Origin of the sequence: Bifidobacterium asteroides (assembly GCF_009683175.1) — a bacterium.
Classification (GTDB): domain Bacteria; phylum Actinomycetota; class Actinomycetes; order Actinomycetales; family Bifidobacteriaceae; genus Bombiscardovia; species Bombiscardovia asteroides_H.
Genome location: NZ_WKKW01000005.1, coordinates 70,609 through 93,267 on the forward strand (window position 1 = coordinate 70,609; position 22,659 = coordinate 93,267).

Genomic DNA, 22,659 nt, shown 5'->3' on the forward strand with positions numbered 1-22,659 from the left:
GGCGGTGTGCCGGGCGACCTCGCAAGATATGGGCGTGGCGCCCATTGCGAGTCTGCTCGCAGTGTGATATAGCTCACGTCGCGATTCGGTTTCCCGTGGTAGTGCGCCCCCTATACTTGAAAGTGACAGTGGTGTGAGGAAGCGCCATTGACCATATCAACAAGGAGTTGACTATGACAGCAGTTGAGACCAATACCGTCTCTCCCGCAGAGCTGCAAGCCAAGGCTTGGAAGGGCTTCAAGGGCGAGGACTGGAAGAAAGACATCGACGTTCGCGACTTCATTCAAAAGAACTACACTCCGTACACCGGTGATGAATCCTTCCTGGCGCCGGCTACGAAGAAGACCAAGTTCCTGTGGAACTACCTGGATGACAATTTCCTTGCCGTAGAGCGCAAGCAGCGCGTCTACGACGTGGACACCCACACTCCGGCGGGCATTGACGCCTTCCCAGCCGGATATATCGACGGCAAGCCTGCCGGCGAGACCCAAGACGACGTGATTGTCGGCATGCAGACCGACGTTCCCTGCAAGCGTGCGATGATGCCCTACGGCGGCTGGCGCATGGTTGAGCAGGCCCTCAAGGAGGCCGGCAAGGAGCCCGATCCCGAGGTCAAGAAGATCTTCACCCGGTATCGCAAGACCCACAACGATGGCGTCTTCGACGTTTACACCAAGAGGATCAAGCTGGCCCGCCACAACAAGATTCTGACCGGTCTGCCCGATGCTTACGGCCGTGGCCGCATCATCGGCGATTACCGTCGTGTGGCCCTCTACGGCATCGATGAGCTGATCGCCCGCAAGAAGGCCGACAAGGATTCGATTCCTTACCGCAACGACTTCACCGAGGAAGAGATCGAGCACTGGATTCGCTTCCGCGAGGAGCACGCCGAGCAGATCAAGGCTCTGAAGCAGCTGCTGAACCTGGGCAAGGAGTACGGCCTGGATCTGAGCCGTCCTGCCATGAACGCCAAGGAAGCCGTCCAGTGGACCTACATGGCCTACCTGGCCTCGGTCAAGAGCCAGGACGGCGCCGCCATGTCCATCGGTCGTCTGTCCGCCTTCTTCGACGTCTACTTCGAGCGTGATCTGGCCGCTGGCCTGATTGACGAGACCGATGCCCAGGAGATCATCGACAACATCGTGATGAAGCTGCGCATCGTGCGCTTCCTGCGGACCAAGGACTACGACAACATCTTCTCGGGCGACCCCTACTGGGCCACCTGGTCCGACGCTGGCTTCGGCGACGACGGCAGGCCCATGGTCACCAAGACCTCCTTCCGTCTGCTGGCAACCCTGACCCTGGAGCACCTTGGACCCGGCCCCGAGCCCAACATCACCATCTTCTGGGATCCGAAGCTGCCTGAGGGTTACAAGCGCTTCTGCGCCCGTATCTCCATCGACACCTCCGCCATCCAGTACGAGTCCGACAAGGACATTCGCGCCCACTGGGGCGATGACGCTGCCATCGCCTGCTGCGTGTCCCCCATGAGGGTCGGCAAGCAGATGCAGTTCTTCGGCGCGCGTGTCAACTCCGCCAAGGCCCTGCTCTACGCCATGAACGGCGGCCGTGACGAGATGACCGGCATGCAGGTCATCGACAAGGACGTGATCAAGCCTGTCACCCCCAAGGAAGACGGTTCTCTGGACTTCCAGGAGGTCAAGGACAACTACGAGAAGGCCCTGGAGTGGCTGAGCGAGACCTATGTCGAAGCTCTGAACATCATCCACTACATGCACGATAAGTACGACTACGAGTCCATTGAGATGGCCCTGCACGACAAGGAGGTCTACCGCACCCTGGGTTGCGGCATGTCCGGCCTGTCCATCGCCGCTGACTCCCTGTCGGCTATCAAGTACGCCAAGGTCTACCCGATCTACAACAAGGATGCCAAGGGCACTCCTGAGTATGTCGAGGGCGCTGACGACGATCTGATCGTCAACTACAAGACCGTTGGCGAGTTCCCGATCTACGGCAACGACGACGATCGCGCCGACGACCTGGCCAAGTGGACCGTGTCCACCGTCATGGGCCAGATCAAGCGCCTGCCTGTCTACCGTGGCGCTGTGCCGACCCAGTCCATCCTGACCATTACCTCCAACGTGGAGTATGGCAAGAACACCGGGTCCTTCCCCTCCGGCCACAAGAAGGGCACCCCGTACGCTCCCGGTGCCAACCCCGAGAACGGCATGGATTCGCACGGCATGCTGCCCTCCATGTTCTCCGTGGGCAAGATCGACTACAACGACGCCCTGGACGGCATCTCGCTGACCAACACGATCACCCCCGACGGCCTGGGCCGCGACGAGGATGAGCGCATCAACAACCTGGTGGGCATCCTGGATGCCGGCAACGGCCACGGGCTCTACCACGCCAACATCAACGTCCTGCGCAAGGAGCAGTTGGAGGATGCTGTCGAGCACCCCGAGAAGTACCCGCACCTGACCGTGCGCGTCTCGGGCTACGCTGTCAACTTCGTCAAGCTGACGCGCGAGCAGCAGCTCGACGTGATCTCCCGCACCTTCCACCAGGGCGCGGTGACCGACTGATCGCCCTTGTGGCGATAGTCAACCGTCGATGAGACGGTGAATCATGGGGCGGGGCGCACCAAGGCCCCGCCCCCTTTTCGTCTTTTTCAGGAGGATCCGATGACGGAGACCACCACCTTCCATACCACACAGCCGCACATGCTCAAGGAATCCAAGGTCTACCAGAGCCAGACCCTGATGGGCGGCCTTTCGGGGTTCGAATCGCCTATTGGACTGGACCGGCACGACCGCATGAATGCCCTGCGCACGGGCGACATCGGATTTGTTCACTCCTGGGACATCAACACCTCAGTGGACGGGCCGGGCACAAGGATGACCGTCTTCATGAGCGGATGCCCCCTGCGCTGCCAGTACTGCCAGAATCCTGACACCTGGAAGATGCGCGACGGCCAGCCCGTCTACCTGCAGGCCATGATCGACAAGGTGGCCCGCTACCAGGACCTCTTCAAGAGCACGGGCGGAGGAATCACCTTCAGCGGCGGTGAGTCCATGATGCAGGCAGCCTTTGTCTCACGCGTCTTTCGCGCTGCCAAGGAGATGGGCGTCCACACATGCTTGGACACATCAGGTTTCCTCAATCGCAACTACACCGATGCCATGATTGACGATATCGACCTGTGCCTGCTGGATGTCAAATCCGGCGACGAGGCCACCTACAAGAAGGTGACCGGTGGTACGCTGGCCCCTACAATCGAATTCGGCAAGCGTCTGGCTGCCCGCGGCAGCAAGATCTGGGTTCGCTTCGTGCTGGTGCCGGGGCTGACCGACTCCGAGGAGAACGTCGAGAATGTGGCTCGGGTGTGCGAACAGTTCAAGGATGCCATTGAGCACATTGATGTGCTCCCCTTCCATCAGCTTGGACGGCCCAAGTGGCATGAGCTGCGCATTCCCTACCCGCTGGAGGATGCCAAAGGTCCTTCCGCGGCCCTGAAGGATCGGGTCAAGAAGCAGCTGGAGGCCCATGGCTTCGTGGTCTACTGAGGCGCAGAACTAGTTTGGTTCCCGGGTGGCCCAGGAACAATCAGAATAATTGTCTTATGACTCCCCACGGCTAACACCGTGGGGAGTTTTGTCTGCTTGTGTGAAGGCCAGCCAGCCAATCAGCGAATGGCGGACTCGCTGAATGGCGGAATCATTAAATGACTGGAACGTTGAATGACCGGCTTTATGAATGACCGATACTGTACATCGATAAATTGCCGACAAGGCATGCTTTGCAAAGGTTTTCCGGTGGGTTGAGGGCATGGACTATGCTTTCAGGCGTGTGTTTTCCGGGCCGGTCGGCCCGGTGTCGTGATGGAAGACAAACTACAAAAGAGGTTGAGCGCAGGTGACCACGGAGCCTAAGACGCAGCTGCTTTCAGAGCCCGCCCAGGGTGTGCCGTCGGTCATCGACGATATGGCCGGATACCGCCGGGCCTGTCGAATGCTGTCCCAGGGCAGCGGTGCGCTGGCCGCGGATGCTGAACGGGCCTCGGGCTTCCGCTATGGCCACGACGACTATCTGGTCCAGTTCAAGCGCCAGGGGGCGGGGATATTCCTTCTGGACCCACCGGCTCTGATGCAGGCGGGCTGTGACTGGTCGGAATTCAATAAGGCTGTCGATGGGTCCCAATGGATCATTCATGACTCCCCTCAGGATCTGCCTGGCTTCTATGCATTGGGTATGAGGCCCTCATCGCTCTTCGACACCGAGCTGGCGGCCAGGATGCTCAACCTGGGGCATTACGGTCTGTCTGCAGTGACTGCGCACTATCTGGGTCTGACGCTGGCAAAGGAGCACTCTGCAGCGGACTGGTCCTACCGACCGCTGCCGCGTGATTGGCGCAATTACGCCGCCTTGGACGTGGAGCTGCTGGATCAGGTGCGGTCGCGCGAGCTGGAGGATCTGCGCCGTCACGGCAAGGATGAATGGGCCAGGCAGGAATTCGCCTGGCTGCTGGAGCAGTGCAAAATCCCCAAGCTGGAGCCTGAGCAGCCCTGGCGGCATATCTCGCATATCAACGCCCTGCACAATGATCGTCGAGGCCTGGCTGTGGCTCGTTCCCTGTGGACCACCCGAGACCAGCTGGCCCGCCGCTACGATATAGCTCCGACCCTCCTTCTGCCAGACAAGGCCATCATTGAGGCCGGCAGGCTCAAGCCGCACAACAACGCCCAATTCCGGGCCATCAGATCCTTGAACGAGCGGGTCAGGATCCACACTGGCGGCGAGCAGGACCGCATGTTCGAGCGCTATGCGCCCATCCAGCGCCGGGTCAGGCCTTCGGTCTGGAAACAGGCCATTCTGGAAGCACTGAGTCTTCCTACCGGAGAGCTGCCGGTGCCTCCCAAGCCACGGTGTGAGGAGACCAACGCCCCCAAGTCGATGCAGGTCTGGAGACGCCGCCATCCGGACCGGTTCGCCAGGCTGGAGGCAGCGCGCAAGGCAGTGACTGAAGTGGGACACCGGTCCAACACCCCCGACGAGATTCTGATTAAGCCCCGCTACTTGCGCAACCTCTGCTGGACAGACGAACCAGAGAAACGGGATGTGGCCGACTTCCTGCGTCAGGAGGGCGCCCGTCCCTGGCAGGTTTCGCTCCTGTCAGAGTCCCTGACTCGCGCTATTATGTAACGGTTGCCTTACTGGCAGATCAAACGGTTTGGATGAATTGGAGCGCAGCGTGAAAATCAGCGTCAGAAACCTCGAGCCCACCAAGGTCAGGCTCACCATCACCGTCGATCCCGATGAGCTGAACCCCTACCTGGATCAGGCCCGTAAGGAGATCGGCAAGCAGGTGACCATCCCCGGCTTCCGCAAGGGCCATGTGCCCGGACCCATCATCGATCAGCGCGTGGGCTTTGCCAGCGTGGCGGGCGAGGCCGTCAACGCCGGCGTGCCCGAGCTCTACTCCAAGGCCCTGGAGGAGAAGCAGCTGCACGCCATGGCCCAGCCGCAGATCGACGTCAAGGACATCCCTTCCTCGGCCAAGGACGACACCAAGCTCAAGTTCACCGCCGAGGTGGAGATTCGTCCCAAGTTCGAGCTGCCCGACATCGAGGGCATGGAGATTGAGGTCCCCAAGCCAGCCGTCACCGACGAGGACGTGGACAAGCGTCTGGACAACCTGCGTCAGCGCTTCGGCACCCTGGTCAGCGTGGATCGTCCCGCCACCAAGGGTGACTACGCCAACATCGACCTGGATGCCGTCATCGACGGAAAGTCTGTGGATTCCCAGCAGGGGGTCAGCTACGAGCTGGGCTCCAACACCATGCTGGACGGCCTGGATGAGGCCCTGGACGGGCTGTCCGCCGGGGAAGAGACCACCTTCGAGGGCACCCTGGAGGCCGGCGAGCACCAGGGCGAGAAGGCCCAGATCAAGGTCAAGGTCAACTCGGTCAAGGCCGAGGAGCTGCCAGACCTGGACGATGAATTCGCCAAGGAGGCCTCGGAGTTCGAGACCCTGAAGGAGCTGCGCGAGGACGTGCGCAAGCAGTGCCAGGTGGATGCCGAGGGTCGGCAGGCCACTGACGCCCGCGACGCCTTCATCGCCAAGCTCCAGGACGGCCTGGACATCCCGGTGCCCAAGGGCATCAAGCAGTCCATGGTGACCGATCAGCTCAAGAACACCGGCAAGGACCCGGACAAGGCCAGCAAGGATGAGAAGGCTGAGGCCGAGCAGACCGTGGAGAAGGAACTGCGCGACCAGATGACCCTGGATGCCCTGGCCGAGAAGCTGGGCATCACGGTCAGCCAGGCCGACGTGACCAACTTCCTGGCCTCCATCGCCCAGCAGTACGGCATGGATCCCAGTGCCTTCATCAACGGCATCGTCCGCAACGGCCAGCTGGGTTCGGCTGTGCAGGAGGTCGGCCGCTCCAAGGGCATGCTGGCCGGCATGCGGGCCGTCACCTTCAAGGATCCCGATGGCCAGGAGGTGGACCTGAGCCGCTTCCTGGGCGAGGGTGAGCCTGAGGCCCAGGAGGAGCAGGACGAGAGTGTTCAGGCTGCCTCCGCCGCGGCTGAAGTTGCAGACCAGCTCTCCCAGGATCAGGAGTAGCTTTCAAAGCAGCGAACAGGGCCGCATCCAGTGGCGAAACAGCCTGGGTGCGGCCCTGTCGTAGCGGTTGCGCAAAGAGCAGAAAGACCGTGGCTGCGTCGATTGCGGGGGCTACTCTCAATACAGATACGTTTATCGAAGGAGACAGGGTGAACAACTCATTGGCAACCAGTCCCGTGATGGAGGAGGGGGAGGCCCCTACGCCGACCGATCCCATCTTCAACCGACTGCTCAAGGACAGGATCATCTGGCTGGGGGACGAGGTCAAGGACGCCAACGCCAACGTCATCTGCGCACAGATGCTGATGCTGGCAGCCGAGGATCCCAAGAAGGATATCTGGCTCTACATCAATTCGCCTGGCGGCTCCATTACGGCCGGCATGGCCATCTACGACACCATGCAGTTGATCGAGCCGGACGTGGCCACGGTCGCGGTCGGCATGGCGGCATCCATGGGCCAGTTCCTGCTTTCCAGCGGGGCCAAGGGCAAGCGCTTTGTCACCTCCCATGCAAGGGTGCTTATGCATCAGCCCTCGGGCGGCGTCGGTGGCACAGCCACTGATGTCAGGATCAACGCCGAGCTGATCATGGACATGAAGCGCACGCTCTCCCAGCTGACGGCCGAACAGACCGGCCACACCCTGGAGGAGATCTACCGGGACAACGAATACGATCACTGGTTCACGGCCCAGCAGGCCCTGGAGTACGGCTTTGTCGACCGGATCGTGACCACACACGGCACTATGACCGCGGATCAAGGGAAGTGAGCACTCCACATGGCATCTGAAGAAGCGCAATTCGTAGCACGGGCCCGTCGACTGGCCGGCCCTCGCGGCCTGGCCTCCATGCCCGCCGACCGCTATGTGCTGCCGCAGTTCGAGGAGCGGACCCCCTACGGCTACAAGCGCCAGGACCCCTACACCAGGCTCTTTGACGACAGAATCATCTTCATGGGCGTCCAGGTTGATGACACCTCCTCGGACGACATCATGGCCCAGCTCCTGGTTCTGGAGAGCCAGGATCCCAACCGCGACGTGATCATCTACATCAACTCGCCGGGGGGATCCATGACGGCCATGACCGCCATCTATGACACCATGCAGTACATCAAGCCCGATGTGCAGACCGTCTGCCTGGGCCAGGCCGCTTCGGCTGCTGCCGTTCTTCTAGCGGCCGGCACCAAGGGCAAGCGCCTGATCCTGCCCAACGCCCGTGTGCTCATCCACCAGCCGGCCATGGAGCAGGACTTCGGCAAGGCCACTGAGATCGAGATCCAGGCCAAGGAAATGCTGCGCATGCGCACCTGGCTGGAGGAGACCCTTGCCAAGCACACCGGTCAGGATGTGGAGAAGATCCGCAAGGACATCGAGGTGGACACCATTCTGACCGCCCAACAGGCCAAGGATTACGGGATGGTGGACGAGGTCCTGGAGCACCGTAATTAGCTCCGGTGACTGAGTGCATGATTGATCGTCCGGATGGCGGCGGGCCCCTGGGACCTACGGCCTCCGGACGTTTTTGGCATCATGGACGATGCCAATTAAAAGTTTGATTTCGGCGATCCTCGGGGATTCTCCGGGAAGGGAGAGCCATGGGCCGTGTGGTCAGCTACAATGACGGACTGAATCGCTGCGAGTTCTGCGGCAAGGATGAGCATCAGGTGCGCCGCCTGGTCAAGGGGCCTTCCTGCGCCATCTGCGACGAATGCATACGTCTATGCGCCCAGATCATCCAGGAGGACATGGCCAAGGATGCCGCCGACCAGCGGGTGACCCTGCCTGCGCCTTCAAAGATATTCGCCTATCTGAACCGGTATGTCATAGGCCAGGAGGCCGCCAAGCGCACCCTGTCCGTTGCTGTCTACAACCACTACAAGCGCGTCAATATGGACCTGGGCGACCGTGGCCGTGTTGCTGACGCCGCGTTTGATCGAAAGGGCGCGGCACCACGCGTCCAGGTGGACAAGTCCAACATCCTGCTCATGGGCCCCACCGGCGTGGGCAAGACCTACCTGGCGCGAACCCTGGCCACCATTATGAACGTCCCCTTCGTCATAGTGGATGCCACCAGTCTGACCGAGGCTGGGTATGTGGGCGAGGACGTGGAATCCGTCCTGCAGGGACTGCTTCAGGCTGCAGGCGGCAACATGGACCTGGCCCAGCGGGGGATTATCTACATCGACGAGATCGACAAGATCGCCAGGAAGTCTGGCGAGAACACATCCATTACCCGGGACGTGTCCGGCGAGGGGGTCCAGCAGGCCCTGCTCAAGATCATCGAGGGCACCCAGGCCCGCGTGCCGGTACAGGGTTCGCGGCGGCATGGGGATGTCCGCACGGTCGTCATGGACACGGCCAACATCCTCTTCATCTGCGGCGGCGCCTTCGTCGGCCTTGAGGAGATCGTCCGCCGACGGCTGGGTCTGCGAGAGAGCGGATTCTCGGCTACTCAGGGGACTGACAGGGTGCCCGACGACCGGATCATGAGTCAGGTCAGGGCCGAGGACCTGGAACAGTTTGGCTTGCTTCCCGAGTTTGTGGGGCGGTTGCCGGTAATCTCCACACTTGAACCACTGGGCGCCGATGAGCTTCGGCGGGTGCTGACCGAACCGGACAATGCCCTGGTCGACCAGTACCGGCGCATGTTCCTGGATGACGGGGCCGATCTGGTCTTCACTGATGCCGCCTTGGATCGGGTTGCCGCCATCGCCCTGGAGCGCAAGGTGGGCGCCCGAGGGTTGCGGGGTATCATTGAGCACACCCTTGAAGCGACCATGTTCGAGCTGCCTGACAGGACTGATGTCTCCCGTGTCGTGGTGGATGCCGATGCCGTGGAAGGGACCGGATCACCCCGGTATGAGACCGGGCGAGGCATGGCCGCAGCCGCTGATCGTCGTTTGGCCTGACCCCGGCGCGATGAGCGCAGCTGTTGGCCGGGCCCGATAGGATGATCATTGTTGCCGGAAGGGAGGCCCTATGGGTGCTCGTAGCGCTGTCGTGGTCACGCACAGCCGGGTCCGGGTAAGCGGCCACCTGGTTGACGAGGTCGAGGAGCAGCTGCGCCGGGACGGATTTCGCGTCTCGATTGTCGACAACATCGCCGCCCCGGAATTCGGCAGTCCCAGCCAGAAGGTGGCCGACGACACCGAGATCGTCATCGTCCTGGGCGGCGACGGGACCATTCTGCGGGCTGCAGAGCTGGTCAAGGGCACCCAGGTGCCCATCCTGGGGGTCAACCTGGGTCATGTGGGATTCCTGGCGGAGTTCGAAAGCTTCCAGATAGGGGAGGCCATTCGCCGGGTGGCCGATCATGACTACTCCATCGACGAGCGCATGGTGGCCCATGTGGACCTGTGGATACCCGGAGCCGATCGACCACTGAGCGACTGGGCCCTTAATGACATGACCCTGGAACGGTATGATCGGGGCAAGATGATCGAGGTATCGGTCAGAGTGGACGATGTGGAGATGAGCTCCTTCGGCTGCGACGGCATGATTGTGGCTACCCCGACCGGATCGACAGCCTATGCCTTTTCGGTGGGCGGGCCCATCGTCTGGCCGGATGCGCAGTCGCTACAGATGGTGCCCATAGCTGCACACGCCCTCTTCGCCCGATCCTTGATCATCGGCCCAAAGTCGCAGTTCACCCTGGATATCCTGGGTGATTCCCAATCGGCCGGCTGGATCTGTAATGACGGGCGCCGCCAACGACCTGTGCCCAAGCGCTCCCGCATCGTGGTGCGGCAGTCCCACGACATCCTGAGGCTGGCCAGGCTGTCCGGGGTGCCCTTCACCAGACGGCTGGTCTCCAAGTTTGATCTGCCGGTGGTCGGCTGGAGGGAGCAGCATCGCCCCTCGGCGGCTGCGAACGGGCAGGACCGGGGGGAGCCACCGGAGTCGAACAAGGAGCACTGATGTTGGAAGAGCTTGAAGTACGAGACCTGGGTCCCATCCATCATGCCCTGTTACGGCCTGCTGCTGGCATGACGGCCATCACCGGAGAGACCGGGGCCGGCAAGTCCATGCTGCTCAACGCCATCAGGCTGATTTCTGGGTCCGCTGCCCGCCCCCAACTGGTGTCGCCTGGAGCCCGTGAGTCCTGGGTGCAGGGGATTTTCGATGCAGGAGCAGCAGGAGTCGAGAATCCAGTGACCGCTGCCATAACCGAGGCTGGCCTGCCCTTGGAGGATGAGGGGCAGATCTTCCTGGCCCGAACCATGCCGGTCAAGGGGCGTTCCCGTGCCGCTCTGAACGGCAGGACGGCACCTCGTGGTCTGCTGGAGGAGGTGGCTGGGATGCTGGTCACCGTCCATGGGCAGGCGGATCAGATGCGTATGGCCAGTCCGGCCCGGCAGCGCGAATTTCTGGATGCCTATGCCGGTGACGGTCCGCAGCTGGAGGCTTTTTCCAAGGCCTTCAGGCAGTACCGGCAGGCCCAGGACCATCTGGAGGAGCTGCGTAACCAACAGTCCGGCGCTATGGCCCAAGCTGATTATCTTAGAGAATCCATCGCCCGGATCGACCGGGTCGACCCCCATTCCGGCGAGGATCGTGAACTCAAGGCACAGCGGGACAGGATCGAGCACGCTGCCCAGATCAGTCAGGGGGTCATGTCCGCACTGTCCGCCCTGGACTCAGGTCAGATCGACCCCGATGCCGATGCACCTTCGGCTACGGCCCTGGTGGAACGAGCTATTGCCGCCCTGGAGGGCATCGGTGTAGAGGGGGTCTTTCAGGAGTCGGCCCAGCGGCTGCGCGCGCTGAATGCCGACCTGTCTGACCTGGTCTTCACCCTGAGCAGCCAGCTGGACGACGAAGGCCAGGAGGGCGATCTGGACAAGATCAATGCTCGCATTCACGATCTCGATGAGCTGACCCGACGCTGGGGACCGGGCATCGACGATGTTCTGGCTTGGCGCAAGAAGGCTGCATTTGAACTTGAGGACATGGATGCCTCGCCCGAGAAGCTGGAGGAGCTTCAAGGTCAGGTTGAGCAGCTTCGCGGAAGCGCCCTGAAGGCGGCACGGAATTTGTCTGCGTCACGGACCAAAGCTGCAAGACGACTGAGCGATCTTGTCGATGGCGAATTGCGCTCCCTGGCCATGGCGGGCGCTGGGCTTGAGATTCGCGTCAGGCCGCGTCAGGACCAGGAGATGGACGGACATGGTCTGGACCAGATCGACTTTCTCTTCAGGCCATATCCAGGTTCGGACCTGCTGCCCATGGGCAAGAGCGCCTCGGGCGGCGAACTCAGCCGTCTCATGCTGGCTCTGGAGCTGGTGGCCGCCGAAGGCCGGACCTCATCAGGACCTGACGGGACTGGCCATGGGCATACTGGCCTAGATTCCCAGGTTGGCGGTCCGACCATGACCTTCATCTTCGACGAGGTGGATGCTGGTGTAGGCGGACGGGCTGCTGTAGAGCTTGGTCGCCGTCTGGCCCGGCTGGCTGTCACCGCCCAGGTGATTGTGGTCACCCATCTGCCACAGGTGGCTTCCTGGGCCGATCGACAATTCGTCGTGGCCAAGGGCCGGGAGGGCGGCGATGCCGTAGAAACCCTGGTCCACCAGGTGGAAGGCAAAGACAGAGAGCGGGAGATTGCCCGGATGCTGGCCGGCAGCGAGTCGGCAACCTCTCTAAAGCACGCCCGAGAGCTTCTGTCCTCCAGCAGACTCCAGACCCGATAGGTCTGGTTGTCCTCTGAACTTCGTGGTGTCGAAGTCCGTCGATTCAACGACTTTGGCAAGTTTTGGCGACTTTGCTGCCTTTTGTGGTCGTGCTGATGCATGCTCGACATCCGTGCTTCTGTTGCTCTTCATTTTTACGATTCAACAGCAGGCAATCGGTGTAGATGGCCGTACGGCAACGACCGTGCCGGATTTTCGTTGATGGCACTGTATCCGCCTTTTACCTGAACGATGCGGCGATGACCTCCTCCAAATGGATTTTGTCCGAAATTGTCGTCGGCCGGAATTTCAACACTATAGGGCAGGATCTATCAATTCTCGAACCATGTTCGTAGATCCTTGGAAAATCAGCGGCTGGTTTGTCTTCATAACCGAACTGTTATAGTGTATACATGAACACCGGCACAGCTCAGCCAGGGTTGTACCGACAATCAATGAAAGGGGCTTGGATGAAGCTGATCATCTCATCCCTGTCCGGACAGCCAATTTATCGGCAGATCGAGGACCAGATACGTTCGGCCATCCTGACTGGAGACCTGAAAGCGGGGGAGGGGCTGCCTTCCCTGCGACATCTCTCACAGGAGCTCAGAGTGTCCGTGTTGACCGTGACCCGCGCCTATACCGAACTCGCCCAAGAGGGCTTGGTGGAGAACATCCAAGGCAAGGGGACCTTCGTGGCCGACAGTGGCGACCAGGTCATGCGGCAGCATCTGGAGGACCGCGTGCAGTCCCTGCTGGGGGAGGCGGTCGATACGGCTCGTCGGGCCGGGATGGACCCGGACCGGATTCGCGGCCTGCTCGACATCCTGCTGGGCGGCAAGGGTTCTGCGCCAGCGTCCGAAGAAGGAAAGGAATAGCAGTATGTGTGCATCACCGCCGATGATGACTTCTGTTGAGGGGATCGACTATGCCCTGCGCGTCAGTGACCTTGGGAAAAGCTACGTCAAGGCTGACGGTACGGGTTTCCGTCTGCACCAGGTCACCATGGACCTGCCCATGGGCTACATCATGGGATTGATAGGCCCTAACGGTGCAGGCAAATCCACCCTGATTCGGCTCTTGCTCAATATGACCCGCCGAGACAGCGGAGAAATCAGCATTTTGGGCCGTGATCCCTTGAACCAGGAGGAAGATGTCAAAGCAGACCTGGGCGTGGTCTTCGATTCCATTTATTTCCCGGAGGCATGGAAGGTCAAGGCCGTCGAGCCAGTGATGGCACCCATGTATCCCTCTTGGGACAGTGATCGCTACCACGACTATCTGCGTCGGTTCGGTCTGCAGGAAAACCGTAAAATCGGCAAGCTTTCCCGTGGCATGCAGATGAAGCTGATGCTGGCCGTCGCCCTCAGCCACGATGCAAGGCTCTTGATTCTGGATGAGCCCACCAGTGGTCTGGATGTCCTGGCCAGGGACGAGCTCATGGATATTCTGCTGGACTACATCGGCGACGGCCGTCACTCGGTGCTTTTCTCCACCCACATCACCACGGATCTTGAACGGGTGGCTGACTTCGTCACCTATATCAATCGGGGGTCTGTCTTCTACACCGGCCCCAAGGACGAGTTGATGGAGGCTTTCCAGGTCGTAAGAGGGGGGCCGGACGATCTGGCTGGAGCGCAGATACCCTATCTGATGGGTTTGCAGCGTTCCGCCACAGGTTTCGAGGCTCTGGTGCCTGCCGAACACTTGAAGGATTTTCTGGCATCGGCTTCCCCTGCCGCCGTGGAGCCTTCAGAGGACCGCTACCTGGTGGAGCGGGCCGACTTTGACAACATCATCAGACTGACCGCGGGCTCACCTGCCGCGACCGACAGGAATAAGGAGGTGGAGTCATGAAGGCGATAGCCAAGCAGATCAGGTTGGACATGCAACGTTTCTCAGGAGCAGGGAGAACCTGGGTCGGTGTGCTGATTTTCATGTCCGTTCCTCTCATAGGAATCCTGCTGAACCTAGTCATGGCCCTGACAGGCAATGACGGGGAAGATGCACGGACTGCGTTGACGGGAGCAGTAACCAGCATGGGAATCGGACTGCTTGTAGGCCTGGTATTCGGTATGTTCGTCGATTTCAGCAATACGGCAATTCGCTTGAACGGTCTGCTGCCCATAACACGTGATCACCAGGTATTCGGACGCTATGCTGCTGTAATTCTGCTGGTCCTAGTTCAGTCTTGCGGCTATGCAATATTCTTCTTCTACGCTACTGATTCATTTTTGCATGGTCAGGACCATTGGCGCGACACTGTCTTGTTTGCTTCGGGGTTGTTCCTGTTGGAGTCTTTGCTCTTTGCGGTAGCTACACCCTTGTTTTATTGGCTGGAGCCAGTTAAGGCAATGATAGTCTTCCTGGCGCTTCTTGGTTTGGTGCCAATCATGGCCCTTATCGGCAGTTTGCTGCCCTTGGACTGGGGGACCTTCTGGAATTCAATCATGCGATCTTTGACTTCCGACCTGTGGCGGCCGATGGTCCTCGGGCTGGCCTTGATTCTGGCGGTTGATATGGTTTCGATAGTCATATCTCGCAAGGTCTATGCCAGGAAGGAGATCTGAGCCAATTTGTCCAGGTTTCAGGACTGCATGACCGCGTGGCGGACGTAGTCGGACATCTCCCTGGGATCGATGCAGTCCTTAAAGCGCACAGGTGCGCTTTCCAGGGCGCGCAGAGCCTTGGGAGGCCTGGTGTTGGTGGCCTCGGCCAGGATGTCCATGCAGTCGAAGTCGCTGTCCTGGGTCTCCAGGCCCAGGGATTGGCAGACCACCCGGGGGAACTTGTAGGGGCTGGCCGTGGACAGCAGCACCCGGGGTACGGCAGGATCCCTGTCGGTCTGCTCGGTCATGACCTGGTAGCCGCAGGCCGTGTGCGGATCGATCAGGTATCCCCGGTCCTCCCAGCAGTCGCTGATGGCTGAGGCCACCTGGTCCTCGTCGGCCCAGCCGCAGGAGAAGAGTCCGCGGATTCTGGTCATAACGGCTTCGGGCACCTGGTAGCGTCCCGTGGACTCCAAATCGCTCATAAGCGAGGCAATCAGTTTGGTGTCGCCGTCGGCCATGTAGTAGAGCATCCGCTCCAGGTTGGAGGAGATCAGGATGTCCATGCTGGGGGAAGTGGTGGTGTAGAAGGGACGATTGCGGTCATAGATGCCTGTGGTCAGGAAGTCGTTGAGGACCCGGTTACGGTCCGAGGCCACGGTCAGGCGGGCCACTGGAAGCCCCATCATCTTGGCGTAGTATCCGGCCAGTACATCGCCGAAGTTGCCGGTGGGCACGCAGAACTCGACCGGATCCCCAGGTCTGATCACTCCCCGTTCCATCAGGGACCCATAGGCTCGGAAGTAGTAGACGACCTGCGGGGCCAGGCGGCCGACGTTGATGGAGTTGGCCGATGAGAGCACGGTCGAGGCCTTTTCGCTCAGTTCATGAGCCAGGTCGGCGTCGGCGAAGATGGACTTGACTGCGGACTGGGCATCGTCGAAATTGCCCCGAACCGCGCAGACCTGCAGGTTGCCGCCCTCCTGGGTGACCATCTGCAGGCGCTGGATCTGGCTCACCTTGCCCTGAGGGTAGAAGACGGTGATGCCCGTGCCGGGCGCGTCTGCGAAACCGGCCAGCGCCGCCTTGCCCGTGTCTCCGGAGGTGGCCGTAAGCACCATGATCCGTTCGCCATCGTCCCCGGCCAGGGCCATCAGTCTCGGCAGAAGCTGCAAGGCCACATCCTTGAAGGCCGAGGTGGGCCCGCGGAAGAGCTCCAGTACGAAGTCGTTGCCGCCCAGGTCCACCAGAGGGGTGATTGCCGGATCGGACCACTGTTCTCCGTATGCTGCATCCAGGCAGGAGTCCAGTTGAGCGGAGGAGTAATCACTCAGCAGTCCCGAAAGAACCAGCTTGGCTGTGCCCCTGTAGTCCAGACCGGCGACCGAGGCGGGGTCAATGGCTAGAGCATCCAGCTCATCGCTGACGTAGAGTCCGCCGTCAGGGGCCAGGCCTCGTCTGATGGCCTGCTTGGACTGCAGCTGCTCCACGCCGCCTCGGGTGCTGTGGTATGTGCTCATGGTTGCCTGCCCCTCCGCCATGTCGCCGAACTGATCATTACCAGGGCATTCTACCCCGTGCAGGGGTCCGAACCATTGCACTGCTCGGCTCGCGGAGGAAACTGTCTGTGGACGCCAGGGCCTGCCAGGGGTCGGCATGGCGTACAGTATTGCCCACCAGCCCCTGTATCCGAGGCTGTACGTTATAAAGACAAAGGAGCGACCCATGGTCGAAGAGAACCCGGTACAGCAATCCTACGATGTCCTGAACTCTTCGATCTCGCAGGTGGATCCGCAGATCGCTGCACTGCTGGATGGAGAGCTGGAGCGTCAGCGCGGCGGTCTGGAGATGATCGCCTCTGAGAACTTCGTGCCCAAGGCCGTCCTGCAGGCCCAGGGATCCGTGCTGACCAACAAGTATGCCGAGGGCTATCCTGGCAGACGCTACTACGGCGGATGCGAGTGGGTGGACCAGGTCGAGAACCTGGCCCGGGACCGCGCCAAGGCCCTCTTCGGCGCCGAGTACGCCAACGTCCAGCCCCATTCGGGCGCCCAGGCCAACGCCGCCGTCTATCAGGCCCTGATCAAGCCCGGGGACACCGTGCTGGGCCTGGCCCTGGACCATGGCGGCCACCTGACCCACGGCATGAAGATCAACTTCTCCGGGCGCTTTTATCATGCCGAATCCTACGGGGTCGATCCGGACACCTTCCGCATCGAGCCCGAGATCATCCGTCAGCGGGCCCTGGAGACCCATCCCGCCCTGATCATCGGCGGATGGAGCGCCTATCCGCGCATTGAGGACTTTGCAGCCATGAAGGAGATCGCCGACGAGGTGGGGGCCAAGTTCTGGGTGGATATGGCCCACTTCGCGGGTATGGTGGCAGCTGGCCTGCACCCCAGCCCGGTGCCCTATGCCGATGTGGTCTCCTCCACGGCCCACAAGACCCTGGGCGGACCCCGCTCCGGGTTCATCCTGGCTCGTCAGGAGTATGCCAAGAAGCTCAACTCCTCGGTCTTCCCCGGCAACCAGGGCGGGCCGCTCATGCATGTGATCGCCGCCAAGGCCGTGGCCTTCAAGTTGGCCGGCACGCCTGAATTCAAGGAACGCATGGAGCGCACCTTGGAGGGTGCAAAGATTCTGGCCGAGCGTCTGATGGCCAAGGATGTGGCCGACAACGGCATCACCGTGCTCACTGGAGGGACGGACGTCCACCTGGTCATGGTGGATTTGCGCAACAGCGAGATGGACGGTCGCCAGGGGGAGGACCTGCTGGCCAGGATCGGCATCACCGTCAACCGCAATACGGTGCCCTTCGACCCGCGCCCGGCTTCTGTGGCCTCCGGTCTGCGCATCGGGACCTCCGCCCTGGCTACTCGCGGATTCGGCCCGGCCCAGTACGAGGAGGTGGCCGACGTGATCGGAACCGCGTTGGCCCAGGGCCCCCAGGCGGATCTGGATGCCCTCAAGGCCCGGGTGGACCGGCTGGTCGAGGCCTTCCCGCTCTATCCTGAGCTGGATCAGACCCACTGATTGGTCCTTGGAGGAGGGGGGAGCGGCAATGCCCTCCCTCCTCCTGTCGTCATTGCCCCTGCTGAGGGTTACAATCGGTACAGAAATGGGTCTGGCGGACCCGTGAGGGCGAAAGGATCTGACGAACATGAGTGAAAGCGGTAACTCCGGTCGCCAGGATGTGTTCGATCGGGTCTGTACCATGGCCGATGCGGCGGCCGCTGCACAGGCAGGTCTGGCGGGCATGACCGGTCAGGCCAGGAACGCCCTCTTGCTGGCACTGGCCGATGCACTGGTCGACCAGGCCGATCAGATTGCCGCGGTCAATGAGCAGGACTGCACACAGGCCTTTGAAGAAGGAATGAGCGCCGGGCTGATCGACCGTCTGCGCTTGGACAAGGTTCGTATCGCGGATGCCGCCCGGGCCGTGCGCATGGTGGCTGGGCTGACCGATCCCCTGGGCGAGGTGGTTCGCGGCCATGACATGCCCAACGGCATGCGGCTCAATCAGGTGCGGGTCCCTCTGGGTGTGGTGGCTATGATTTACGAGGCCCGCCCCAATGTCACCATCGATGTGGTGGCCCTCTGCCTCAAGTCCGGCAATGCGGCCCTCCTGCGAGGAGGCCACGCGGCCGATCGCACCAATCGGGCCCTGGTGGAACTGATAGGTGGGGTCCTTCGTGAGCAGGGGCTCGATCCCGCTCTGGTGGCTTCCGTGGACCGATACGGTCGCGAAGGGGCCCAGGCTCTGATGAAGGCGCGCGGTCATATCGATCTGCTGGTGCCCAGGGGTGGCCGCGGGTTGATTCGCAGCGTAATTGAGCAGGCCACTGTGCCCACCATCGAGACCGGTGCCGGCAATGTCCATATATACGTGGACCGCTCGGTGGACATGGATCAGGCCATCCCCATCATCGTCAACGCCAAGACCCAGCGGGTAGGCGTCTGCAACGCCGCCGAAAAGTTGATCATCCACCGGGATGTGGCCGCTGAATTCCTGCCCCGTGTGGCCCAAGCGCTGACAAGGGCCCAGGTCGAGCTGCACCTGGATACGGTCTCCATGGACATCCTTGCCGGACATGGTCTGCCTGAAGACCTGCTGGTCCGTGCAGAAGAGGCTGACTGGGATCGCGAATATCTGGATTTGAAGATGGGGGTCCGCGTGGTGGACTCCCTGGATCAGGCCATTGAGCACATCAACCGTCACTCCACTGGTCATACAGAGGCCATCCTGGCCCGGGACTACGAGGCTGTGGAGGAGTTCTCCCGCCGGGTGGATTCAGCTGTGATCATGGTCAATGCCTCGACACGATTCACCGATGGCGGTATGTTCGGCATGGGTGCCGAGCTGGGCATCTCCACCCAGAAGCTGCATGCCCGAGGGCCCATGGGTCTGCAGGAGCTGACCACCACCAAATGGATCGGCTACGGCAGGGGGCAGGTGCGGCCGTGAACGAGAAGATCGAAGAGCTCTTCCAACGCGAACACGACAATCCACGCATCTGGCTGAGGGTGGCTTCAGAGCGGCTGAGCCTGTTGCGGTACGTCTTTCTGGTCCAAATCGAGGACGGCATCCCGGATGCAGACCAGCGCTCCTGCCTGGAGTACGCCGATGCAGTCCTGATTGGCTGGCCCGACGAACATGCCGATGATGTGCGTGACTTGGATCAGGACCAACTCAACCAGGTCAGGCACGACATCACCGTCATGGAGGAGCGGGTGCCGGTCTTCCGTAAGCAGGAGCAGGAGGGGCGCATCGCCGACCTGTCCGACTCATTGGTAGCCATCACCGGATGCGTGGCCCAGGTCCGTCGGGCCTACCAGCCGGGCTTCCCTCTGCCCACCTATTCCGAGATCCGCCGTGTGGTCCAGGAGGAGTGGAATGCCGACATGGAGCGAATCGATCCTGACCGGGTCAACCCCAGCGCCGAGCAGATGCGTCAGGAGGCCGAGTCTGAGAACGAGGAGAACGCCTCGGAAGCCAGACGGGAGGGCGAGCAGGCGTGAACCGGATGATGTCTGAACTGTCCAAGGAGGGAGAATCGGGGCAGGAGCCATCAGATATTGACGGGGCCTGTGGACCGGCCCACCCTAACCGTCGGCCCCGGGTTGGAATCATGGGCGGCACCTTCGATCCCATCCATAATGGCCACTTGGTGGCTGCCTCAGAGGTGGCCTGGGTCTACGACCTGGATGAGGTCATCTTTGTGCCCACCGGTCGCCCGGCCTTCAAACTCGATAAGACGGTGACCAATGCCGAGGACCGCTATCTGATGACCGTGATCGCCACGGCTTCCAACCCCAAGTTTACGGTCTCCCGGGTGGACATTGAGCGTCCTGGCATCACCTACACGGTGGACACCCTGCGCGACATCAAGCGGATGCGCCCTGACAGCGACCTCTTCTTCATCACCGGGGCGGACGCCGTGGCCGAGATCATGCGCTGGAAGGATGCCAACAGGATGTGGGATCTGGCCAAGTTCGTGGCCGTCTCCCGGCCCGGTTACTCCTCCAGTCTTGACAACCTTCAGGTGCCTGCCCACTGCGTTGATACCTTGGAGATTCCGGCCCTGTCCATCTCGTCCACGGACGTGCGGCGTCGTTCGGCCCGGGGCATGCCGGTCTGGTACCTGGTCCCGGACGGGGTGGTGCAGTACATCAACAAGCACGGGCTCTATCGCTCGGCTTCCTGAGCTTCGCATACCGTCGGACTCGCCAACACGGACTGTACGGCTGTGTCAGCGCGCGCCATTATTATGGGGTCTGTCCGCTTCAGCGAAAACAACGTTTGGAGATATGGTGAGCGCGATACTCAAAGGCAGACCAGGAAAAAATCTCATACTTGTCACAGGCCGGGCCCATCCCAGACTCGCGGCGGACGTGGCCGATCAACTCGGCATTGACGTCCTCGAGACGACAGCCTACGACTTTGCCAACGGCGAGATGTATGTGCGTTATACGGAGTCGGTGCGTGGAGCCGATGTCTTCGTCCTGCAGACCCACTCCGACCCGGTCAACAAGTCCATCATGGAACAGCTGATCATGATCGACGCCCTCAAGAGGGCCTCGGCACGGTCCATCACCGCAGTCTGCCCGCTCCTGGGCTACTCCCGCCAGGACAAGAAGCATCTGGGCCGCGAGCCCATCTCCTGTCGGCTCATGTTCGACCTGCTCAAGGCGGCCGGCGCGGACCGAATCATGTCGGTCGACCTGCACGCTGCCCAGTCCCAGGGCTTCTTCGACGGGCCTGTGGACCACCTGATCGCCATGCCTGTGCTGGTGGACTATGTGCGTGACCGGATGGATCTGTCCAAGGTGGCCGTGGTCTCTCCCGACGCGGGCCGCATCCGGGTGGCCGAGCAGTGGGCCCAGCGCCTGGGAGGCGTGCCCCTGGCCTTCATCCACAAGACCCGCGACATCACCCAGCCCAACAAGGCTGTGGCCCATCGGGTGGTGGGCGACGTGCGCGGCCTGGACTGCGTGCTGGTGGACGACCTGATCGACACCGGCGGCACCATTGCCGAGGCCTGCAATGTGCTGGATGAGGCTGGTGCCAACTCCATCACCATCGTGGCCACCCACGGTGTCATGTCCGGACCCGCCGTGGAGCGGCTCAAGTCCTGCAAGGCCAAGGAGGTCATTCTGACCGACACGGTCCCCATTCCCCAGGAGAAGCGTTGGGACGGGCTGACCGTCCTGTCCATCGCCCCCCTGCTGGCCTCGGCCATCAAGGCGGTCTTCGAGGACGGCTCGGTGGCCCGGCTCTTCGACACCTATCCTGCCCATCATGGCCAGGGCTTCCTCTTCGCTTAAAGCCTTGCCTGCCCGGCATGGCGTGGCGTAATCGTCCGGCTGTGGCATAATGAACCTGGCGGGGCCCCATGGTTCCGCCTTTCCCCCATGGTGTAAAGGCAGCACACGGGTCTTTGGAACCCTTAGTCTTGGTTCGAATCCAGGTGGGGGAGCTTACGCTCGCCGATTCCGGTCGGAGACGGCCTCCTTGGGGTCGGTGACCAACCGAAAGGAACTGTCTTGGCAGTCAAGAAGATCGAAACCTGGCTCACCGACATGGACGGCGTGCTGGTGCACGAGAACACGGCCCTGCCCGGCGCTGCCGAATTCATCGACACCCTCAAGCGCAACAACCGCCAATATCTGGTGCTGACCAACAATCCCATCTACACCCCTCGTGATCTTTCGGCCCGCCTTGGTCGTTCGGGCATCGACGTGCCTGAGGATCGGATTTGGACCTCGGCCCTGGCCACTGCCGACTTCGTGTCCCGGACCATGCCGCGGGGGTCGGCCTACGTGATCGGTGAGGCCGGGCTGACCACGGCCCTGCATGAGGCCGGATTCATCCTTTCCGACATCAACCCGGACTATGTGATCCTGGGCGAGACCCGAACCTACTCCTTTGAGTCAATCACGACAGCCATCCGCTTGATTCTGGGCGGCGCCCGCTTCATCTGCACCAACCCGGACGCCACCGGCCCCAGCGAGAACGGCGTCCTGCCGGCAGCCGGCGCGGTGGCGGCCCTGGTGACCAAGGCCACCAACCGAGAGCCCTACTTTGTAGGCAAGCCTAACCCCATCATGTTCCGCACAGCCCTGAACAGGGTGGGCGGCCACTCCGAGACCACGGCCATGATCGGCGACCGGATGGATACCGATGTGGTGGCCGGTGTCGAGGCCGGCCTGAACACCTTCCTGGTGCTGACCGGTATCACCACACGATCCGAGGTGGAAACCTTCCCCTACCGCCCTGACCAGGTGGTGGACTCCATTCAGGATCTGATCGACATCGCCGAGAGCGGGGTGGTGGAGTTTTGAGCGGCGGACAG

General features: G+C 61.6%; 19 protein-coding genes and 1 tRNA gene. 19 read left to right on the plus strand and 1 reads right to left on the minus strand.

Annotation, left to right across the window (positions count from 1 at the left end; translation table 11 throughout):
• Nucleotides 1-173: 173 nt before the first annotated feature.
• The 12 genes from pflB (at nucleotide 174) to GKC41_RS07410 (ending at nucleotide 14,827) form a co-directional block, all read left to right on the plus strand.
• A complete protein-coding gene (gene pflB, locus GKC41_RS07355) occupies nucleotides 174-2,549 on the plus strand; it encodes a formate C-acetyltransferase (protein WP_154313617.1) in 2,376 nt (791 codons plus the stop codon).
• A gap of 99 nt (nucleotides 2,550-2,648) precedes the next feature.
• On the plus strand, nucleotides 2,649-3,530 hold the full coding sequence (gene pflA / locus GKC41_RS07360) for a pyruvate formate-lyase-activating protein (RefSeq protein WP_015021700.1): 882 nt from the start codon (nucleotides 2,649-2,651) through the stop codon (nucleotides 3,528-3,530).
• Between the two features lie 349 nt (nucleotides 3,531-3,879).
• Nucleotides 3,880-5,166, plus strand: a complete 1,287-nt coding sequence (locus GKC41_RS07365; protein WP_324612095.1) for an HRDC domain-containing protein — start codon at nucleotides 3,880-3,882, stop codon at nucleotides 5,164-5,166.
• 49 nt (nucleotides 5,167-5,215) lie between these two features.
• A complete protein-coding gene (gene tig, locus GKC41_RS07370; protein ID WP_324612096.1) occupies nucleotides 5,216-6,592 on the plus strand; it encodes a trigger factor in 1,377 nt (458 codons plus the stop codon).
• A gap of 179 nt (nucleotides 6,593-6,771) precedes the next feature.
• Nucleotides 6,772-7,359: an ATP-dependent Clp protease proteolytic subunit gene (locus GKC41_RS07375; RefSeq protein ID WP_029678947.1), complete on the plus strand. Its 588-nt coding sequence runs from the start codon at nucleotides 6,772-6,774 to the stop codon at nucleotides 7,357-7,359.
• A gap of 9 nt (nucleotides 7,360-7,368) precedes the next feature.
• Complete coding sequence (locus GKC41_RS07380; protein WP_154313619.1) at nucleotides 7,369-8,037, plus strand: ATP-dependent Clp protease proteolytic subunit; 669 nt, start codon at nucleotides 7,369-7,371, stop codon at nucleotides 8,035-8,037.
• 146 nt (nucleotides 8,038-8,183) lie between these two features.
• Complete coding sequence (clpX, locus tag GKC41_RS07385) at nucleotides 8,184-9,497, plus strand: ATP-dependent Clp protease ATP-binding subunit ClpX (protein WP_154313620.1); 1,314 nt, start codon at nucleotides 8,184-8,186, stop codon at nucleotides 9,495-9,497.
• 70 nt (nucleotides 9,498-9,567) lie between these two features.
• On the plus strand, nucleotides 9,568-10,506 hold the full coding sequence (locus tag GKC41_RS07390) for an NAD kinase (protein ID WP_154313621.1): 939 nt from the start codon (nucleotides 9,568-9,570) through the stop codon (nucleotides 10,504-10,506).
• Complete coding sequence (locus GKC41_RS07395) at nucleotides 10,506-12,278, plus strand: DNA repair protein RecN (protein ID WP_154313622.1); 1,773 nt, start codon at nucleotides 10,506-10,508, stop codon at nucleotides 12,276-12,278. The genes GKC41_RS07390 and GKC41_RS07395 overlap by 1 nt, the downstream gene beginning before the upstream one ends.
• A 449-nt stretch (nucleotides 12,279-12,727) precedes the next feature.
• Nucleotides 12,728-13,135: a GntR family transcriptional regulator gene (locus GKC41_RS07400; protein ID WP_154313623.1), complete on the plus strand. Its 408-nt coding sequence runs from the start codon at nucleotides 12,728-12,730 to the stop codon at nucleotides 13,133-13,135.
• A 25-nt stretch (nucleotides 13,136-13,160) separates the two neighbouring features.
• A complete protein-coding gene (locus tag GKC41_RS07405; RefSeq protein ID WP_229281720.1) occupies nucleotides 13,161-14,114 on the plus strand; it encodes an ABC transporter ATP-binding protein in 954 nt (317 codons plus the stop codon).
• Complete coding sequence (locus tag GKC41_RS07410) at nucleotides 14,111-14,827, plus strand: ABC-2 transporter permease (protein ID WP_154313625.1); 717 nt, start codon at nucleotides 14,111-14,113, stop codon at nucleotides 14,825-14,827. The genes GKC41_RS07405 and GKC41_RS07410 overlap by 4 nt, the downstream gene beginning before the upstream one ends.
• A gap of 17 nt (nucleotides 14,828-14,844) precedes the next feature.
• Here the strand turns inward: GKC41_RS07410 and thrC are convergent, their stop codons facing one another.
• A complete protein-coding gene (thrC, locus tag GKC41_RS07415; RefSeq protein ID WP_154313687.1) occupies nucleotides 14,845-16,326 on the minus strand; it encodes a threonine synthase in 1,482 nt (493 codons plus the stop codon).
• A 205-nt stretch (nucleotides 16,327-16,531) separates the two neighbouring features.
• On the opposite strand from thrC, the gene glyA reads away from it, so the two are divergent.
• The 7 genes from glyA (at nucleotide 16,532) to GKC41_RS07450 (ending at nucleotide 22,648) form a co-directional block, all read left to right on the plus strand.
• Entirely contained in the window at nucleotides 16,532-17,839 is a 1,308-nt protein-coding gene (gene glyA, locus GKC41_RS07420) for a serine hydroxymethyltransferase (RefSeq protein ID WP_154313626.1), read from the plus strand.
• A 118-nt stretch (nucleotides 17,840-17,957) separates the two neighbouring features.
• Nucleotides 17,958-19,271 carry a glutamate-5-semialdehyde dehydrogenase gene (locus tag GKC41_RS07425; RefSeq protein ID WP_418904398.1) on the plus strand — a complete coding sequence of 438 codons (1,314 nt, stop codon included), beginning with the start codon at nucleotides 17,958-17,960 and terminating at the stop codon, nucleotides 19,269-19,271.
• Entirely contained in the window at nucleotides 19,268-19,825 is a 558-nt protein-coding gene (locus GKC41_RS07430) for a phosphoribosylglycinamide synthetase (protein ID WP_324612097.1), read from the plus strand. Before GKC41_RS07425 ends, GKC41_RS07430 begins: the two co-directional genes overlap by 4 nt.
• Before the next feature lie 5 nt (nucleotides 19,826-19,830).
• Nucleotides 19,831-20,511 (plus strand): nicotinate-nucleotide adenylyltransferase, encoded by a 681-nt coding sequence (gene nadD, locus GKC41_RS07435; RefSeq protein ID WP_154313629.1) that lies wholly within the window; start codon nucleotides 19,831-19,833, stop codon nucleotides 20,509-20,511.
• Between the two features lie 103 nt (nucleotides 20,512-20,614).
• A complete protein-coding gene (locus tag GKC41_RS07440) occupies nucleotides 20,615-21,631 on the plus strand; it encodes a ribose-phosphate diphosphokinase (protein ID WP_154313630.1) in 1,017 nt (338 codons plus the stop codon).
• A gap of 81 nt (nucleotides 21,632-21,712) precedes the next feature.
• Nucleotides 21,713-21,783 (plus strand) — tRNA-Gln (locus GKC41_RS07445).
• A 67-nt stretch (nucleotides 21,784-21,850) separates the two neighbouring features.
• Nucleotides 21,851-22,648, plus strand: a complete 798-nt coding sequence (locus GKC41_RS07450) for an HAD-IIA family hydrolase (RefSeq protein WP_015021717.1) — start codon at nucleotides 21,851-21,853, stop codon at nucleotides 22,646-22,648.
• Nucleotides 22,649-22,659: the final 11 nt, after the last annotated feature.

Coding starts and splice junctions, on each gene's coding strand:
- pflB (WP_154313617.1), top strand. CDS start 174: ATGACAGCAGTTGAGACCAATACCGTCTCTCCCGCAGAGCTGCAAGCC.
- pflA (WP_015021700.1), top strand. CDS start 2,649: ATGACGGAGACCACCACCTTCCATACCACACAGCCGCACATGCTCAAG.
- GKC41_RS07375 (WP_029678947.1), top strand. CDS start 6,772: ATGGAGGAGGGGGAGGCCCCTACGCCGACCGATCCCATCTTCAACCGA.
- GKC41_RS07380 (WP_154313619.1), top strand. CDS start 7,369: ATGGCATCTGAAGAAGCGCAATTCGTAGCACGGGCCCGTCGACTGGCC.
- clpX (WP_154313620.1), top strand. CDS start 8,184: ATGGGCCGTGTGGTCAGCTACAATGACGGACTGAATCGCTGCGAGTTC.
- GKC41_RS07390 (WP_154313621.1), top strand. CDS start 9,568: ATGGGTGCTCGTAGCGCTGTCGTGGTCACGCACAGCCGGGTCCGGGTA.
- GKC41_RS07395 (WP_154313622.1), top strand. CDS start 10,506: ATGTTGGAAGAGCTTGAAGTACGAGACCTGGGTCCCATCCATCATGCC.
- GKC41_RS07400 (WP_154313623.1), top strand. CDS start 12,728: ATGAAGCTGATCATCTCATCCCTGTCCGGACAGCCAATTTATCGGCAG.
- GKC41_RS07405 (WP_229281720.1), top strand. CDS start 13,161: ATGACTTCTGTTGAGGGGATCGACTATGCCCTGCGCGTCAGTGACCTT.
- GKC41_RS07410 (WP_154313625.1), top strand. CDS start 14,111: ATGAAGGCGATAGCCAAGCAGATCAGGTTGGACATGCAACGTTTCTCA.
- thrC (WP_154313687.1), bottom strand. CDS start 16,326: ATGAGCACATACCACAGCACCCGAGGCGGCGTGGAGCAGCTGCAGTCC.
- glyA (WP_154313626.1), top strand. CDS start 16,532: ATGGTCGAAGAGAACCCGGTACAGCAATCCTACGATGTCCTGAACTCT.
- nadD (WP_154313629.1), top strand. CDS start 19,831: ATGATGTCTGAACTGTCCAAGGAGGGAGAATCGGGGCAGGAGCCATCA.
- GKC41_RS07440 (WP_154313630.1), top strand. CDS start 20,615: ATGGTGAGCGCGATACTCAAAGGCAGACCAGGAAAAAATCTCATACTT.